This window comes from Chitinophaga sp. YIM B06452 (genome assembly GCF_039655965.1).
Lineage (GTDB): Bacteria > Bacteroidota > Bacteroidia > Chitinophagales > Chitinophagaceae > Chitinophaga.
Window position 1 is genome coordinate 79,130 of the sequence record NZ_JAWLKY010000006.1, and the last position, 16,666, is coordinate 95,795.

The 16,666-nt window shown below is 54.4% G+C and carries 18 protein-coding genes and 1 riboswitch; of the genes, 4 read left to right on the top strand and 14 right to left on the bottom strand.

Features of this window, described 5'->3' with window-relative positions:
* Positions 1-11 precede the first annotated feature (11 nt).
* Positions 12-1,118, top strand: coding sequence for a glycoside hydrolase family protein (locus R3I13_RS23310; protein WP_346320390.1), 1,107 nt, complete (start codon positions 12-14; stop codon positions 1,116-1,118).
* A 16-nt stretch (positions 1,119-1,134) separates the two neighbouring features.
* Here the strand turns inward: R3I13_RS23310 and R3I13_RS23315 are convergent, their stop codons facing one another.
* The 7 genes from R3I13_RS23315 to R3I13_RS23345 form a co-directional block, all read right to left on the bottom strand.
* Positions 1,135-1,746 (bottom strand): hypothetical protein, encoded by a 612-nt coding sequence (locus tag R3I13_RS23315; RefSeq protein WP_346320391.1) that lies wholly within the window; start codon positions 1,744-1,746, stop codon positions 1,135-1,137.
* 104 nt (positions 1,747-1,850) lie between these two features.
* Positions 1,851-2,312: a glycine zipper domain-containing protein gene (locus R3I13_RS23320; RefSeq protein WP_346320392.1), complete on the bottom strand. Its 462-nt coding sequence runs from the start codon at positions 2,310-2,312 to the stop codon at positions 1,851-1,853.
* Positions 2,313-2,413: 101 nt separating this feature from the next.
* On the bottom strand, positions 2,414-3,676 hold the full coding sequence (locus tag R3I13_RS23325; protein WP_346320393.1) for a voltage-gated chloride channel family protein: 1,263 nt from the start codon (positions 3,674-3,676) through the stop codon (positions 2,414-2,416).
* Between the two features lie 34 nt (positions 3,677-3,710).
* Positions 3,711-3,777, bottom strand: a riboswitch (Fluoride riboswitch).
* A 35-nt stretch (positions 3,778-3,812) separates the two neighbouring features.
* Entirely contained in the window at positions 3,813-5,033 is a 1,221-nt protein-coding gene (locus R3I13_RS23330; RefSeq protein ID WP_346320394.1) for an MFS transporter, read from the bottom strand.
* Positions 5,034-5,182: 149 nt separating this feature from the next.
* On the bottom strand, positions 5,183-6,217 hold the full coding sequence (locus R3I13_RS23335) for an LLM class flavin-dependent oxidoreductase (protein ID WP_346320395.1): 1,035 nt from the start codon (positions 6,215-6,217) through the stop codon (positions 5,183-5,185).
* Between the two features lie 100 nt (positions 6,218-6,317).
* Positions 6,318-6,758, bottom strand: a complete 441-nt coding sequence (locus R3I13_RS23340) for a VOC family protein (RefSeq protein ID WP_346320396.1) — start codon at positions 6,756-6,758, stop codon at positions 6,318-6,320.
* A gap of 22 nt (positions 6,759-6,780) precedes the next feature.
* Positions 6,781-7,062, bottom strand: coding sequence for a hypothetical protein (locus tag R3I13_RS23345; protein WP_346320397.1), 282 nt, complete (start codon positions 7,060-7,062; stop codon positions 6,781-6,783).
* Between the two features lie 205 nt (positions 7,063-7,267).
* On the opposite strand from R3I13_RS23345, the gene R3I13_RS23350 reads away from it, so the two are divergent.
* The gene (locus R3I13_RS23350) at positions 7,268-8,254 is read left to right on the top strand and encodes a helix-turn-helix domain-containing protein (protein WP_346320398.1); all 987 of its coding nucleotides are present in this window, start codon (positions 7,268-7,270) and stop codon (positions 8,252-8,254) included.
* 3 nt (positions 8,255-8,257) lie between these two features.
* Here R3I13_RS23350 and R3I13_RS23355 read toward each other — a convergent pair whose 3' ends face one another.
* Positions 8,258-8,719: a GNAT family N-acetyltransferase gene (locus tag R3I13_RS23355; RefSeq protein WP_346320399.1), complete on the bottom strand. Its 462-nt coding sequence runs from the start codon at positions 8,717-8,719 to the stop codon at positions 8,258-8,260.
* A 236-nt stretch (positions 8,720-8,955) separates the two neighbouring features.
* Between R3I13_RS23355 and R3I13_RS23360 the strand changes: the two genes are divergently transcribed.
* The gene (locus R3I13_RS23360) at positions 8,956-9,828 is read left to right on the top strand and encodes a DMT family transporter (RefSeq protein ID WP_346320400.1); all 873 of its coding nucleotides are present in this window, start codon (positions 8,956-8,958) and stop codon (positions 9,826-9,828) included.
* A gap of 57 nt (positions 9,829-9,885) precedes the next feature.
* On the opposite strand, the gene R3I13_RS23365 is transcribed toward R3I13_RS23360, so the two are convergent.
* The 6 genes from R3I13_RS23365 to R3I13_RS23390 form a co-directional block, all read right to left on the bottom strand.
* Positions 9,886-10,914: an MlaD family protein gene (locus R3I13_RS23365; protein WP_346320401.1), complete on the bottom strand. Its 1,029-nt coding sequence runs from the start codon at positions 10,912-10,914 to the stop codon at positions 9,886-9,888.
* Between the two features lie 3 nt (positions 10,915-10,917).
* A complete protein-coding gene (locus R3I13_RS23370) occupies positions 10,918-11,691 on the bottom strand; it encodes an ATP-binding cassette domain-containing protein (protein ID WP_346320402.1) in 774 nt (257 codons plus the stop codon).
* Positions 11,692-11,697: 6 nt separating this feature from the next.
* Positions 11,698-12,489 (bottom strand): ABC transporter permease, encoded by a 792-nt coding sequence (locus R3I13_RS23375; protein WP_346320403.1) that lies wholly within the window; start codon positions 12,487-12,489, stop codon positions 11,698-11,700.
* A gap of 127 nt (positions 12,490-12,616) precedes the next feature.
* Complete coding sequence (locus R3I13_RS23380; RefSeq protein WP_346320404.1) at positions 12,617-13,699, bottom strand: Gfo/Idh/MocA family oxidoreductase; 1,083 nt, start codon at positions 13,697-13,699, stop codon at positions 12,617-12,619.
* Positions 13,700-14,047: 348 nt separating this feature from the next.
* Positions 14,048-14,563 carry a DinB family protein gene (locus R3I13_RS23385; RefSeq protein ID WP_346320405.1) on the bottom strand — a complete coding sequence of 172 codons (516 nt, stop codon included), beginning with the start codon at positions 14,561-14,563 and terminating at the stop codon, positions 14,048-14,050.
* A 90-nt stretch (positions 14,564-14,653) separates the two neighbouring features.
* Positions 14,654-15,436, bottom strand: a complete 783-nt coding sequence (locus R3I13_RS23390; RefSeq protein ID WP_346320406.1) for an FtsX-like permease family protein — start codon at positions 15,434-15,436, stop codon at positions 14,654-14,656.
* Positions 15,437-15,649: 213 nt separating this feature from the next.
* Here R3I13_RS23390 and R3I13_RS23395 point away from each other — a divergent pair, with 213 nt between their 5' ends.
* A complete protein-coding gene (locus R3I13_RS23395) occupies positions 15,650-16,630 on the top strand; it encodes a helix-turn-helix domain-containing protein (protein ID WP_346320407.1) in 981 nt (326 codons plus the stop codon).
* The last annotated feature ends 36 nt before the right edge of the window (positions 16,631-16,666 follow it).

Genomic DNA, 16,666 nt, shown 5'->3' on the forward strand with positions numbered 1-16,666 from the left:
TATTGGATAATATGGAAAGAAGGGATTTTCTCCGCACATTATCCGCAGGATTGTTATTACCTGCGATCTCCACCGCCGCTGCACTCCGGCAGGAAGGTGCGTTTGCTGACAAGATATTGCCAGCGCCGGTAAACGGCGGGTTTATGATGGAGGGATACTGGGTGTGGGACCCCAGCGTGGTGAAGGGGGAAGACGGGCGTTATCATATGTTCGCTTCCCGTTGGTCCAAGGAACTGGGCTTCGGCAACTGGGTCACCAATTCGCAGATCGTGCGGGCTGTTTCCGATACACCGGAGGGGCCTTACACTTTTGAAGAAGTAGTGCTTCCCGCGCGCGGCAAAGGTTTCTTTGACGGGTATACTACGCATAACCCGAGAATATTGCAATACGGCAAACAATACCTGCTGTATTACATGGGCACGGTGTACGACTTCCCCGTTCCCAATAACCGCGACGATGTGTGGGCGGATGGCCGCGGCCAGCGCGCCTGGATGAATAAACGTGCAGGCGTTGCCGTTGCAGACTCTGTTTACGGTCCGTGGAAAAGATTGGACCGCCCCGTGATCGAACCGCGGCCCGGCAAATGGGATGCCTCCATCACCTCCAATCCCTCTCCCGTAGCATTGCCGGATGGCAGCATTTACCTGATGTATAAATCCTCTTCAAAGAATTACGACCCACCGTTGCTGCTGGGAGCAGCCATGAGCAGGCATAGTTACAAAGGGCCGTACGAGCGGCTTTCAGACAATCCCGTGTTTTCATTCCATAGCAAAAACAAAATGGACAATGATGTGGAAGATCCATTTGTATGGTATGCCGGCGATCACTATGAGCTGATCATGAAAGACCGCTTCGGGCATATTTGCGGCGAAGAAGGCGGAGGCATTCATGCCACGTCCAAAAATGGAGTGGACTGGAAACTTTCCGACCCCGTGAAAGCCTATTCCCGCATCATCCGCTGGAACGACGGCACTACTACGAAACAGGCCAATTTCGAAAGACCTTTCCTCCTGTTCGAAAACGGGAAACCCACACACCTCTTTGCCGCAACCGGCTCCGGACCGAGACCTTACGAGGTGGATAAGACCTGGAACATGGTGGTGCCGCTGAAACATTGATACATTTTCCTTTGCGTCAAGGCAACTTCTTCCAACCCGCATGAATAGTGAGGTACGTGGCCGTCACCGGCTCCTGTTTGTCGTGGATCGTGACGGCATGGCAAAGCAGTTGCCCGTCCTTTTTCCGGAGATCGAAGGCGATGCCGGCGGCCTGGGCGTCGTATACCCAAAGCGTATCATGGGTATCGCTTACGTAGGTGGCGGCGGGTTGCAGCGCGGGGAAGTTTTCGCGGATGGTTTCCAGTGGCGTATTGCGGCCGATGCCGTTCACTGTTCTGTAACCTTCCCCTGAAACCACGATCTGGCGGGCTACGCGGCGGTTCATATTGCTGTCTGCATAAGTGGAATATACCGCGATGGTATCCGTGCCGTACCAGATACCCCAGGCTTTGCCCATGGCGGCGTCGCCATCATCCGGCTTGCCCAGCAGCGAGAATACGGAATCCATATCCTGGCCCAGCCGGAATTTGCCCGCACGCTCACCAGGCGCCAGCAAAGCTTCGGGCGCGGCGGGTGTGGCTGCCTGTTGCTGAACGGAATCTTCCCGCGCTGCTTTTTGCGATGCGGGCTGCGCGCAGGCGGCGAATGCGCACAAGGCCAGGGCTATACGAAATAAGGGTGCTTTCATACGGGCACTGCCGAAAATAACGTGCCAAACAGCAAAACAAAAAGCGGGCGCCTCTTCGCGAAGCGCCCGCTTTTTTATACTAATTTATACTAAAACCGCAGTAGTTACTGGGCGGATTGTTTTTTCTTCTGGTGATCCACGATAGCGCCGGTGCCCGCACCAATGCCTGCGCCGATGATCGTACCGATGGCCGCGCCTTTCAGTCGGTCCTTATTCACGATAGCGCCGGTGATGGCTCCCGCGCCTGCGCCCACTACTGCGCCTTTGGCGGTATGGCTCCAGCCTTTTTTAGCCGGTGCTGCGGGTGCGGTGGTTGTATTGCTTACCGGCGCCGCTGCCACCTCGTTCCCTGCGGAAGAAGCATGGCTGCGCGTACGGCTGGCTTTTGCATTCACTGCTTTCATGGAATCGATCGCCTGCTGCCTGGCCATATTCACCTGGTTCACGGTATTCATTGAATCGATCGCCGCTTTTCGTGCCGCCTGTACGGCGGCTGCATTATCCGCCCTGCTCTGGCAGGCGAAGAGTGATACACTGATCGCTGCTGCCGCTAATAACTGTTTCATGATCGAAAATTTTTAGATTGGACTATTTCCGGACGGGGTATTGCCAAAACTATGCCAACCTTGGCCATAAGCATTCTTAAAGGCTGGCATTCAATGTATTACTACTCCTCTCCCAGCTTGGAAACAGCCGTACGCTGAGCCGCGTAAATACCTGCATGGCCGCTGAAATAATAAGCCGTGAAACAGGCCACCGAGAAGTACAGCACGTGATCGGCGCCGAATAATTCAACTCCCATCAACGTGCAGGCGATCGGCGTATTGGTGGCGCCCGCGAACACAGCAATAAACCCAAGGCCGGCAAACAAGTCTACCGGCGCGCCGGTATACACCGCGATGGTGTGGCCAAGGGCAGCGCCGATGAAGAACAGCGGCGTCACTTCTCCCCCTTTGAAGCCCATGCCGAGGGTAACAGCGGTAAACACCAGTTTCCACAACCAGCTCCAATCCGCTACACCTTCCGGACGGAAAGCGTTGACGATGGAAATACCGCCGGGGTCTTTGGACGTAACGCCCAGGCCCAGGTAATCGCCCGTTCCTGCAAGGAAAAAAAGCAGGATAACCACGCAACCGCCTGTTACCGGCATCAGCCATTGCTGTGTCTTAAAAACGCTGTTCCCCAGCTTTTTTATCCGGTGGGTGGCAACAGCAAACAGGTTGCCTGCCAGGCCAAAAGCCACACCGGCCACGATCACCTTCAGGAGCAGCAGGTAATCCAGCGATGCGGGGAATTGAATATCGTAATGCGTATGATGAATGCCCCAGGCATTGCAGACAATATCAGCAAACAGGCTGGCCATAAGGCAGGGCAGCAAGGCATTGTATTTAATACGGCCGATGGCGAGCACTTCCAGCGCAAACACAGCGCCGGTGAGCGGTGTGCCGAACACTGCGCCAAAACCCGCTGCAATGCCCATCATGAGGATGATGCGGATATCCCCCGGTTTCAGCCTGAACCACCTGCCGAGCAATTGCGCAAGGCTGCCGCCCATCTGCACCGCTGTGCCCTCCCTTCCTGCCGAGCCGCCAAACAGGTGTGTGATAAGCGTGGTAGCCAGCACTAGCGGCGCCATCCGCGCCGGTACGCCGCCTCCCGGCTGGTGGATCTCGTCCATGATGAGGTTATTGCCGGCCTCGGCATTTTTCCCTGCAAGCTTGTACAGGAAATGAATGACCACACCGGCCAGCGGCAGCAGGTAAAGTAGCCATTCATGCTGCCAGCGGAATACGGTCACAAGGTCCAGCAGCCAAAGGAATAAAGCAACGGCGGAACCCGCGGCCAGGGCTACAGGAACAGCTATCAGCGTCCAGAAGAGCAGATGTTTTGCTACAAAGATTTGTTCGAAGTTGCGGAGGAGATTTTTCATACCTACAAATAACTTTTCACCGGCAAGGCCGGTAGAATTTGCAGGCGCCATCAGCTTGTTTAGAGCGGTTGGGTCAGGAAGACACCATTTCCTGTTTGAGAGGGCAAGTTATAAAAAATCCCCGGTCCTGCAAATGTTACCGGTTACGCCGGTAACTCCATACCGTGAGCCCCGCGCCCAGCAATACGAACAAAGCGCCCACCCAGGGCGTGGATACCAGCCCCAGCGGACTATCCACCACTATGCCGCCCACATATGCGCCGATCGCAATCCCCAGGTTAAAAGCCGAAATATTCAACGACGATGCAATGCCTTCCGTACCCGGCAGGTATTTCTGCGCCAGCTGTACCACGTATAGCTGCAAACCCGGTACGGTAGCGAAGGAAAGGCCGCCTATCAGGAATAAGGTAACCACCGCGGGAACCTGGAACGGCGCCGTGAAAGTGAACAGCACGAGCGCCGCAGCCTGTGCGACGAACATCCTGGTCAATACTTTAGCGGGGTTGTGATTGCTCACCTTTCCGCCCCACATATTACCCAAAGCGATCGCCACGCCATATACCAGCAGCAGCAAACCCACGGAGGACGCGGAAAAGCCGGTAATATGCTCCAGCAAGCTGGCCAGGTAGGTAAACACTACGAAGGTGCCGCCATAACCGAAGGCCGTAATGGCCAGCACGATCATCACGTCCGCATTGCGCAGCACTTTCAGCTGTTCTTTCAGCGGCAGCACGGGGCCGGCGCTGATCTTGTCCGGCACCAGTGCCCAGGTGGCTGCAAGACCAATGAGCCCCAGTATGGCAACACCGCCGAAGGTGGCGCGCCAGCCAAAATGCTGGCCGATAAATGTGCCCAGCGGCACGCCTACGATAATGGCGATGGTAAGCCCGGCGAACATGATCGCGATGGCGGAAGCCTTTTTATCCGGCGCTACCAACGTGGGTGCGATTGTTGCTCCTACGCCGAAAAACACAGCATGCGCGAAGCCGGAAATAAAGCGGGCAGTGAGCAGTGAAAGGAAATCAGGCGCCAGGGCCGATGCGATGTGCCCCGCTACGAACAACAGCATGAGCGACACCAGCAGCGGCTTGCGCGGCACTTTGCTGGTGAGCACGGTCAATATAGGACCACCCACGGCCACGCCCAGTGCATAAATGCTGACCAGGAGGCCGGAGGCGGATACGCTTACGTTCAGGCTTTCTGCAATGGTCGGTAGAATGCCTACGGCCACAAATTCAGTAGTGCCGATGGCGAAGGCGCTGATGGTGAGCGCCCATAGCGCAGGCGGTATTCCTTTACCCGCGGGGGTTTTAGAAGGAAGGGCAACAGCAGCCACTTCCGTTTGTACTTGTTGCATGATCCGATTGTTGATTTATGATCTGCAAAAGTACCCCCGGCCTTACTATAATCATAATAAGTTAAATCATACCATTGCATCATTAAAATGATAGTATATGCACGGAAACAGCCGGGTTAAAATAAAAACAACCTTAACTGGAAAAGCTGTCAGCGCCCCAGGGCCTCTCTTACGGCGGGTGCCACCTGTGTGCCGAACAGTTTGATGGCGTGCAGCACTTTGTCGTGATGGATATACCCCTTCACGATCTGCGCCAGGAAGCGGGTGTGGTTGAACAATGTATGCTGGTAAAGGATCTTGTCTGTGATCTCCTGCACGCTGCCTACAAACAGCGGCCCGTCGGGCAGGCGGAGGTATTCGAACTGCTCGCGCGTCATGGGCTGCCAGCCGCGTTCGCGGCCTACGCGGTTCATGAGTATTTCGTAGGAAGGGTAAAATTCATCCGTCGCCTGGTCTGAACTATCCGCCACGTAAAACTGTGAATTGATGCCGAGTTGCAGCGTCGCCGGGTCGTGCCCCGCTTCGGCGGCGGCTTCGCGGTAGAGGTTGATGAAAGGCACGAACTGCGCGGGTTTGCCGCCGAGTATGGCCAGCACAAGCGGGAGGTTCAGCCTGCCTGCACGTTTGGCCGATGCGGGCGTGCCCCCTGCGGCCAGCCAGATAGGCAGCGAAGGCTGCAGCGGTCTTGGATAAATACCGCGGTTGCTGAAAGGCGCGCGGTACTTCCCTTTCCAGCTCATCACTTCCTGCCGGTTGATCTCCAGCAGCATGGTCAGCTTTTCGATGAACAGCGCGTCGTAATCACCAAGACTGTAGCCGAAAAGCGGGAACGATTCCGTAAAGCTTCCCCTGCCGGCCATGATCTCCGCGCGGCCATTGCTCAAAAGGTCGAGCGTGGCGAAGTTCTGGAAAGTGCGCACAGGATCGGCCGAGCTGAGTACGGTAACGCTGCTGCTGAGCCTGATATTCCTGGTGATGGTGGCAATGCCTGCCAGCGCCACTTCCGGCGCGGATATGATAAAATCGGGGCGGTGATGTTCCCCGAGCGCGAATACGTCCAGGCCGGTTTCGTCCGCCAGTTTTGCTTCCGCCAGCAGTTCCTGCATTCTCAGGTGCGATTCTGTTGCCCCGCCTGCCACGCCTTCGGGCCTTACTTCGCCGAACGTGCTGATACCTAATTCCATAGTTTCTTTAGCTGTTACAACACAATATTAAGCATAAAAATAACAAAGGCTTCCGGGCGGTTGCCGGAAGCCTTTGCAGACAGATCGGGGCTTGATTTTCTTAGTTCTGGGGAACGGGCTCATACTGGTAATTCACTGCCCAGGTAATGCCGAAGCGGTCTTTCAGCTGACCGAACAATGCGCCCCAGGGAGCTTTGTCCAGCGGCATATCTACCTTACCGCCGGCGCCCAGTGATTCAAACAGCTTTTTGGCTTCGGCCTCTGATTCGGCGGCGATAGCCAGCGAAAAGTCGTTTCCTCTCTTGAACTCACCGAAAGAATCGGGGAAGTCGCTGCCCATGATGACGCTGCCCCCGGGAACGGTGAGTGCTACGTGCATTACCAGGTTTTCTTCTCCCGGCTTGCAATGCTGTGCATGCTCAGGTATACTGCTGAAGCGCATGATGCCGTTCATGAATTCACCGCCGAAAACGGACTTGTAAAAATTGAACGCTTCTTCGCAGGTGCCTTTGAAATTCAGATAAGGACTTACTTGTGCCATTTGTTAAGTTTTTATGATGAAGTTAAAAACGAGCTTGTCTGCGGCCGGCGGACGCCAGGCAATAGAACCGTGGGGCGGGCGGGGCTTCGTCGTCCAGTATCTTTGCAGAACAACCGAAACCGGCCAAAAGTTCGATGATGCGGGCAGATTGCACATCCCCTTCCGTGCAAACCACGCGGAGGATGCGGTCGCAATCTTCCAGGTCGAAATTGGCCCGGTGGCCGGGTATTTCGCCATTGATCATGCCTACCAGCAGCTTTGCAAGTAAAGGCCTGGTCACATTTGTTTTAAATACTTCAACCATTGTTGCGGATTTTGCTTTATTTCGGATTGCTGTACAAATGTAATCCTGCCCGGGTTAATGCACGGGGTGCAAAAACGGCAAATTGCAGGGGATGATGCGACAACTTTTTATTATTATTTTTGGAACAGGTAAAACACAACTGTTAGCATGAACCCGAGCTTTAAGCGAGGCTCCATTCGACCTTTAAAAGATAAACTGTTAAGGAATGAAACACATCTCAATTCTCATACCCCGGGGCGCTGCCGCTTTAGGCTGTATTGAAGGCGCCTACAGGATGTTCACACAATGCAACGATTTCCTGGTGCGCCGCGACAAGCCGGCGCTTTTCAACGTGCAGATGGTGGGTATTTCAGAAGAAGGCCAGGTATACGACAAGGCCTTTACCGTGCGCCCCGATACCGTGGTGTCTGAAGTGCCCAAAACGGACCTGATCATTATCCCCGCTGTTAACGGCGTGATGGAAGAGGTGATCGATATTAACAAAGATTTCCTGCCCTGGATCCGCGGGCAGCACGGGAAAGGCGCAGAGGTGGCCAGTTTGTGCGTAGGGGCCTTCCTGCTTGCGTCCACCGGTTTGTTAAAGGGCCGGCGGATCGCCACGCACTGGCTTTCCGTGAACGACTTCCGCAGGATGTTTCCCGAGGTGAACCTGGTGAGCGACCAGATCATTACCGACGAACAGGGCATTTATTCCAGCGGTGGCGCCAATTCTTTCTGGAACCTGCTGCTGCATATCGTGGAAAAGTATACGGACCGCGAAATGGCGATCATGTGCGCGAAATATTTCGCGATCGAGATAGACCGCAACAGCCAGTCTGCTTTCCTGATGTTCAAAGGGCAGAAAGAGCACGACGACGATCCCATCCGGGCCATACAGACCTTTATCGAAGAAAATTACCAGGAAAAGATCACGGTAGACCAACTGACCGCGCAGTTCGCCATCAGCCGCCGCAGCCTGGAGCGCCGCTTCAAAAAAGCGACCTGCAACACCGTATCCGAATATATCCAGCGGGTAAAGGTGGAAGCCGCCAAAAAAGGCTTCGAGACCAGCCGCAAGAATATTACCGAGATCATGTATGATGTGGGGTATTCAGACAACAAGGCGTTCCGCACCGTGTTCAAAAAAACGACCGGCCTCTCCCCTGTCGAATATCGCAACAAATACAACAAAACCGCGATCATGATGGAGTAAACGTCAGATGGGCATCCGCATCTGCAGCAGGTGCGGGATAAAACCTGCTTTTTCATACGCCCTGACGGCGGGCCCGTTATTATCGTAAACATCCAGGATCACTTCCCTGATGCCTCTTTTGCGCGCCCATTCCACCAGGTTGCCGACGATCAGGCTGTTCACCCCTTTCCCCCTGAACTCAGGCACCACGTACATAAAACCAAGATAGGCATGCTGCGCATGCTTCAGGAAAGGCTTTGCATCCTCAATGCGGGCGTAACCGGAGCCGATGAGCTTCCCACCCGCCTCGGCCACCACGATCAAAATATGCGGCTCATGGATCATGGCTTCGATGTCGTAATAATGCACTTTCCCTTCTTTGATGGTGGGGTCGAACGGGCGCTCGGCGGCGATAACGCCCTGTTCGAACGTGAGCAGCATATCCAGGTCGCTGAGCGTCGCTTCCCTGATTGTTATCGGTTCCATAGCTTTTATTTGTAGCTGCAATTTCCTAAATTGCGTGGAATAATCTTTTTGCCATGTATACTATGCTTACCAGCACGCCTCCTCCTGCGGTTATCCTGCAAGCCAGATAACCAGCGGATCATTCTTCCCCCTACAGGATGAAACTCTCTCCCCGGGCCTGTTTGGCCCTGGTTGTTTGCGCCTGCGCTTCACTTTGGCGATCTATATTTTCAAGCGTTCAAACAACCGGATTTTCAATGACCCGATATATTCTCATGGTGTTTGCCGGAGCTTGCAGCTACGGCGCACTTTCTACTATTGTTAAACTCGCGTACCGCGAAGGCTATCATGCCGCGGAGATCTCTTTCACTCAAGCCCTGCTGGGCATGGCCGTGCTCTGGCTGCTGGTGCTGCTGCGCGAAAAGATACGCTTCCGCGTAAACTGGCCCCTGTTGTGGACTGGCGCGGCCATTGGCCTTACTTCCTTCGTGTATTACCTCTCAGTGCGCTACATTGCCGCATCGCTGGCCATTGTACTGCTGATGCAGTTTGTATGGATGGGCATTTTGCTGGACTGGCTGCTGTTCAAACAGCGCCCCGGCTGGCTGCAAATTGTATCTACCTTGCTGGTGCTGGCGGGCTCTGTATTGGCAGGCGGCGTGCTGAAAGAAACGCCCGGGGCGGCCGATCCCGCAGGCTGGCTTACCGGCGTGCTGCTGGCGCTGGGCTCCGCTTTCCTCTATGCGGTTTTCGTGGTGGCCAACAGCCGTTACGGCAATGAGCTGCATCCTTTGCGCAAGAGTGCGGTGATCATGACCGGCTCCACGCTGGGCATTGGCCTGGTGAATCTTCACACGCTTGCCACGCAACCGTTTACAGGCTATGGCCTTTGGAAATGGACGGTATTGCTGGCGCTTTTCGGCACGATCATCCCGCCGGTATTGTTTGCCAAAGGCATTCCGCGCATTGGCGCGGGCGTCAGCGCAGTGGTGATGACGGCCGAGCTGCCCGTGGCCGTTATCGCTGCGGGCATATTGCTGGGCGAGCAGCTGGATGCGGTGCAATGGTGCGGCGTAGTGTTGATATTGCTGGCTATTGCATGGTTGAAGATCGGGAAAAGGTCTTCCTGAAAAAACGAAGGCCGTCTCAAGCTGAGACGGCCTTCAATTATTTGCTTGTACCGCCGATCACGGCAATTGCTGCTTCTTCGCTTCCTTCTCCAGCCTTGCCTTCTCTTTGGCTTCGGCTTTTGCTTTCCTGCGGAAGTAGCCGCGGAAGAGGAAGTTATGTTTCAACGCCTCCAGGTTCTCATCCAGCTTTTGGGAGCTGGTTTCGAGATTGCCGATGGTGTGTTTGAGGGATGCGCCGGTTTGTTCGTCGTTTAGGATCACGCCGGCGGGCGTATTGTTGCTGCGCAGGTTTTCATTGATGCCCTGGCTGGCGCCTTTCAGGTTCAGCACCACGCTGTCCATTCCCTGCGATACAGCTTCCAGCTGCGTCATGGTGGAGCGGAGTTTTGCAAACACGACGGTATCGGTCACCAGGTCGTTTGCCAGTGTACCTTCATTCCTCAGCTGCGCGGTGTATGCGGCAAGTCCTTCTGTGAGGCGCTGGGTGTTGGCCGCCGTTTTTTGTAACGTGGCCAGCGTGCCTTCCAGGTTGCTGTACACGGCATCGTCTGCGATCAGCTTGCCCAGCGTGCCCTGGCCGTTGCGGATGTTTTTCGTGATCTCTTTCAGGTTTCCGGTGATCTCCACCAGGCTTTTATTGTTCACCTGCAGGGTGTTCATGATCTCGTCTGTGCTGATGCTCGTTTCCACGATGATCGTATCGCCGTCTTCCACGGCCGGCACTTCCGGGCTTCCGCCGTTGAGCGCGATGATCTTATTGCCGACAAGCCCGTCTGAACTGATCTTCGCGCGCACGTCCTTGCGGATGAAATCGCGGCTTTTCTTTTCAATATTGATCCTTACCGCAATGGCATGCGGGCCGGAAAAGGTAATGCTTTTGATGGTGCCGACCTTTACGCCGGAATACCACACGTTGTTTCCCTTGGCAAGCCCGCCTACGTCCTGGAATACGGCCACCACCTGCAATGAGCTCATGAAGGTTTTTTTCTGGCCGCCCAGCACCAGTATGCCCGCTGCGAATATGAGCAGGCCTGCGAACACGAAAATGCCCACTATTACGGATCTTTTGTTGCTTTGATCTTTCATGGTTTATTGCGTAAAGTTATAATCATAAAATTCCCGGATCAGCTCGTCGTTGTCGGAAAAAACCTCGTTGAAATCTCCTTTCCTGATGAACTTCCCGTCCTTCATCACCGCTATTTCGTCGCCGGTGGCGCGGGCGCAGGTGAGGTCGTGCGTGATGATGATGGAGCTGGTCTTGAACCTGCGCTGCACTTCGTTGATCAGGTTATTGATCTCGGTGCAGGTAATGGGATCGAGGCCGGCGGTGGGTTCGTCGTACAACATGATCTCCGGGCGCAGGATGAGCGTGCGGCCAATGCCGATGCGCTTGCGCTGCCCGCCGGAAAGCTCCGCCGGCATCTGGTCTATGGTATGCGAAAGTCCTACGGCATCCAGCACAATGTCTACCAGCTTATCGCGCTGTTCGGCTTTCATCGCGGGCTCGTTGCGTTTGAGCGGGAAAGCGAGGTTTTCGCCCACCGTCATGCTGTCGTACAACGCGCCGTGCTGGAAGCAGAAGCCTACTTTCATGCGCAGCTCGCGCAGGGCCACAGGCCCCAGTTCCGGCACTTCCTGGCCCAGCACGTTCACAGTGCCGGCGTCTGGCTTCAGCAGGCCGGCGATGATCTTGATCAGCACGCTTTTGCCGGTGCCGGAACGGCCGAGCACTACGATATTTTCCCCTTTATGTAGCTTCAGGTCCACACCCCGCAGCACGTGGTTGGCGCCGAAGGATTTGTAGAGATCGCCGATGGAGATCACCGTATTGTCGTAGTCTATTTCTGGCGTAAATGATTTCATATCTGTTTAGCGGATCGAATTGACGACCTGCACGATAATAACCTCTTCGATAAATATCAGGAACATGCTCACCACAACGGATGTATTCGCCGCCTTTCCCACGCCTGTAGTGCCCTGCGTGGCATTGTAGCCCTGGTAGCAGCTCACCAGGCCAATGGTGAAACCGAAAACGATAGATTTGAACAGCGAGGCAAACAGGTCAAGGAAAGAAATATCGTCCATTGCTTTGGCGAAGAACGCGGTAAGGCTGGTCTGCTCATTCAGGTGAATGTCCAGGAAAGATCCCATCATGCCCACCAGCGCCGTATAGGCCATCAGCAGCGGAAGGCATACCGTGCAGGCCATGATGCGGGTTACGACCAGGTATTTGAAAGGATTGATGGCAGACACTTCCATGGCGTCTATCTGTTCCGTCACTTTCATGGAAGCCAGCTCCGCTCCTATGCCCGAGCCTACTTTACCGGCGCAGATCAGCGCGGTCACCAAAGGCGCCAATGCTCTTATCACCGCGATGGAAATGAGGGAAGGCAGCCAGGAAGTAGCGCCGAATTCCGCAAGGGACGGCCGGCTTTGTTTGGTGAACACCAGGCCGGTGATAAATCCCGTCAGGCTGATGAGGGCCAGCGATTTGTAACCCACCATAAAACACTGGCGGATGAATTCCTTTACTTCCAGCGGCGGGCGCAGCACTTCCCTTAAAAAACGGCTGATGAACCGAAATATATCGTGAACGCTGATGAAGAAGGTATCTAATCCCTTCGAAATGACTGGTTTCTCCGGTTGATCGTTGGATTCCATTGGCTGCATTTTACCTTAACTATTACAATTTCAGGCGGTGAATTGTTAATACCCGGACATTACCCCCAAATCCCGTGCCCACAGGGCACAGGCGGCATCTTGTCGTCCGTAAGCTGGTTTCAGTATTTTATTTCAGTTCCACCGTTTTCCCCGTGCGGGCCGATTCCCTGGCTGCTTCCAGGATACGTACCACCATCAGGTTGTTTTCCTGCGAATATACACCGAAGGGCGGCACGGTTTCTTTGCCCCGCACTACCGCTGCCAGGTATACGAAAGGATCTTCATACACTTTCACATCGCTGGCCGTAACCCGGCGCTCTTCCGCCCCGTTCTTCTGAGAATTTCTCAGCTCCAGGGTTTTGGCGTCGGGCGCAAAGATATAACCTTTATCGCCGTACACCTCCATGTCTTTCCGGTTAAAAGGCCAGTTCCACGAAGCCTGTATAATGCATTGCGCGTCCGGGTAATCCACGATGATGGTAGCGTCGTCGTCCACTTTGGGATATACGGCGGGTTTGTATTGCCGCGTAACGGCCGTCACTGCCAGGGGTTTCTGGCCTTTCATAAGCGTGGTCATAATATTGGCGCCATAACACCCGAAATCTATCAGCGCGCCGCCGCCGTTCAGCACCGGGTCGGTAAGCCAGGCAAGGAACTCAGGGCTGCAGCCGATCTCTTTCGGGCCCTGGTGGCCGTCGTGGATCACCACTTTGCGGATGGTGCCGGCATAACCGCTGTCGTTCACCAGCTGGAAAGCTTTTGCCACGGAGGGATACCAGCTGGTCTCGTAATTGGTGAGCAGCTTGATGTTATGCCTGGCAGCCAGCGAATCCATGCGCAACGCCTGGGCCAGTGTGGTAGCCATCGGTTTTTCCACCATCACATGAATACCGCGCGGGGCGCAGGCTTCGGTTACTTCGAGGTGACTGTATACGGAACCGAACGCCAGTACCGCTTCCGGTTTTACGGCGTCGAGCATGGCGTTGAGGTTGGTGTAGAATAACTTTTCCGGGAGCTTGTAACGGCGGATGGTCTGCCGTATCATCGCAGTATCGGGCTCGTAGATACCCGCCAGTTGAATATCCCCTTTATCTCCCCGGCCCAGTATCCAGCCGGAATGGCCATGGGAAATGCCGGCAACAGCCACTTTCACGGGCTGCGCCTTGAGGTGCAGGCTAAAAAGCAGGAATATGGACAGTAACAGACGCATGATAAACTGTTTTATTGGTCAACGGGGAGTTAAAGTACAATTTTAAACGACGCGGCACAAGCCTGTAACTTTTCCGCTGCCGGATCACTTTAGAAAGGTCTGGAAACTTTGCGCTATGAAATTATTTCCCTTATCCCTTTTAGTTCTTTTCCTGCTGAACCTACCGAGGCCACTACAGACAGGAACGGTTATTTTTATATTAATTTCCGGGCTGACGGCAGCGCGCCGGCTTATGAAGTGGATGTAGCGGAGACATTTTTCCTCTACGAAGAAGGCCTTTAACTAAATTGACTCATCAGGCATCATAAAAAACCCCGGTCAATGCCGGGGTTTTTAAATATCCTTTATTTACCATCTTTCCCAGAACCCGGGAGGCGTAATGCCCAGCGAACGCAGGTATACGTATCCCTGTCCGCGGTGGTGAATTTCATTGTCAATAAAATACTGGATGATCGAATATGCAGGCCCGCCCCAGCTTTCATTGCCGAAAGGGTTTACCCGTTCCCGGAAACGTTCTGCCGTGATCTTGTTCCAGTTGTCGTTCAGTTCTGCCGTTACATCGTCCCATGCCGCCAGCAGCTCCTCTTTGGTAGCCGGGGGCGTATAGTCTTCCCCGTACCAGCTGTAGTGTTTGCATTCATCCCAGGCCCCGCCGGTAACGCCGTGGATACCAGCCGCCAGTTTTAGCATTTCCATGGCCAGCTCCGCGAAAGGACGCATGCCGCCAATGGAATGGGTGTATAATTCTTTTTCGGGGAAAGCTTCGATCACTTTACGGGTGAGCCTGCGGTGGCCCTGCCAGTGTTCCAGCAGCATATCTGCATCAATAACGGAGATCGCGGAAATTGCGGTGGTGTTTGCCATGTGATTTGTTTTTGTTTGTTGATACAAAGTAAACACCGGGGTTTGACAGCCCTATGTCAGCAGCTGCCGGAATATTGAAAAATTATTCCGTCATTCCACCTTCAGCGAATCCACCGGGTTCCTGAAAGCCGCCTTCAGGCCCTGCCAACTGATGGTAGCCAGCGACACTGCGAATGCCAGGCCACCCGCCAGGGCAAACATCCACCAGCGGAGCGTTATGTGATATTCCATTTTCGCCAGCACCAGCTGCAATACCCAGGCAGCCAGCAGCGCCGCGAGCAGGAATGCCAGCAGTACCGGTTTCATAAAGTCTGCGGAAAGCATCATCCATATGCCTGATTCGCTGGCGCCCATCACCTTCCGTATACCGATCTCGCGGGTGCGCCACTCTATTACGAAAGCGCTCAGCGCAAAGAGGCCCATGCAGGCGATAAAAATGGCCATGCCGCCGAAAACGCTGGCCAGCCGCCCCATCATTCTGAAACCTTCAAACTTGCGCTGGTATTCTTCCTGTACAAACCTGAACTCGAAAGGATACGCCGGGTGACGTTTTTTGACGGCAGCTTCAATTTGTGCCAGGCGTTGCTTCCAGCCTTCATCGTCCGTCATGCGCACGAAAATATTAGCAGTGCTGCCGCCATTGTAATAAATGATCATAGGGCCTGGAAGCCCGTAAGGATCGTTATACACAAAATCTTTCACCACGCCCACCAGGGTATGATCGCCGAGCTTCGTGCCAATGACCGGTTCTTTGAGCCCCATCTTCCTCACCGCGGTTTCATTCAGCATGCAATTCAGCGAATCGCCGCCGAAAGCGGGAATGTCCGGTTTTAATACACCGGCCGTCCGGTTGCGGCAAATGCGCCGGCACACAAACTTCTTTGGCGCAATCACCCCCTTCCCTACATGCCTTCACACCACCCCGGATGCGCTCCCATAGCGGGAAAAGTTCAAAAAAACGGCTTTGGGAACGGGTATAATCCTAGCTTCCGGGAGGCTTTAACTACTGGGAGTTCATGCCATACCGGGGGGCTTTTTGTGCCAGTTCTTTGGTCTATATTTACAGTAATCAATGCACAAACCACCATGAAAGTAGTATCTCTGGTAATTTATGAAGAAGCCATTCTTTCAGCTGTAGCGGGCGTATTGGATGTATTCGAAGGCGCCAACCAGCTGCTCAGAATGGCAGGAAAGGAGCCGGCATTTAAAGTGGAGCTGGTCAGTGAAAAGGTCAAACACATCCAGCTGAATGTTCCCGCCCTTTTCTTTTGTTACAAGTCCATGGAAGAAGTAAAGCAGACGGACCTGATCATCGTGCCCGCCTTTCACGGCCAGCCGGACGTTGTGCTGCAAAAGAACCGCGGCATTATTGAATGGATCAGCGACATGCAAAAGATAGGCACTGAAGTGGCCAGTCTTTGCCTGGGCAGCTACTTCCTGGCGGAAGCCGGGATGTTCAACGGTAAAACCTGCACCTCGCACTGGATGGCCATCCAGGACATGCAGCAACGTTACCCCAAGGCCAGCGTGCTCAGCGACCGGGTGATCACGGACGACGACGGCGTTTATTCCAGCGGCGGCGCCTTTTCCTCGCTCAACCTTGTGCTGTACCTGGTGGAGAAATTCGTGAGCCGCGACATTGGCATACAGATCAGTAAAATGTTCTCCATAGACATCGACCGGATGAACCAGAGCCACTTCCTGGTGTTCCAGGGGCAGCGCCGCCACGAGGACGATGAGATACTCCGCGCGCAGTCATATATTGAAGAGAATTACCATCTTCCCATATCCATTGAACAGATTGCTGGACAAACCAGCATGAGCAAGCGGAACTTCATCCGCCGGTTCAAGAACGCCACCCACAACACGCCGCTGGAATACCTCCAGCGCGTGAAGATCGAATCCGCCAAAAAAGCGCTGGAGCAAAACGCGCAGAACATCAGCACGCTGATGTACGACGTGGGTTACAACGATCTGAAAACTTTCAGGAGCGTATTCAAAAAAGTGACCGGGCTCACGCCGCAGGAATACCGTAAAAAGTATTGCCGGCAGATGGCGCAGGCTTAGCGCCTGGCTTATTTTTCAAACGCCTGCACGCCGTTC